Below are 270 nucleotides of genomic sequence, written 5' to 3'. Positions count from 1 at the left end.
ATACAACGCATTCTACTATGATTCTAGCACGACTAATAGACAGTCCCGTTTTGTCGGAAATAGTAAGCATGAATCCATCGCGAGGTCCAGCGCCAATTCCAGCCGCAACATACATACCTCCCCCAATACCTGTGATTGCAATACCGGAAAATAAGATGAGTAAGTTTATCCATAAATAATGAGTAGCGTTTGGAAGGATATTTGATTGTAAGAAAAAGTCCATAATAGGACCGATAAGTAGTGCATTTAAAAATGTGCCCACGTTTATAT

General features: G+C 39.3%; 1 protein-coding gene. It reads right to left on the bottom strand.

Annotated features, from left to right (window positions below; all coding sequences use genetic code 11):
- Positions 1-270, bottom strand: a 270-nt coding sequence (locus JDS96_RS31105) for a DUF6198 family protein (RefSeq protein WP_472926305.1), incomplete at both ends; no start/stop codon positions are given.

Source organism: Bacillus cereus group sp. N21 (assembly GCF_016483395.1).
Classification (GTDB): domain Bacteria; phylum Bacillota; class Bacilli; order Bacillales; family Bacillaceae_G; genus Bacillus_A; species Bacillus_A pseudomycoides.
Note: the sequence above shows the minus strand (reverse complement) of the source record. Positions and strands in the feature narration are given on the sequence as shown.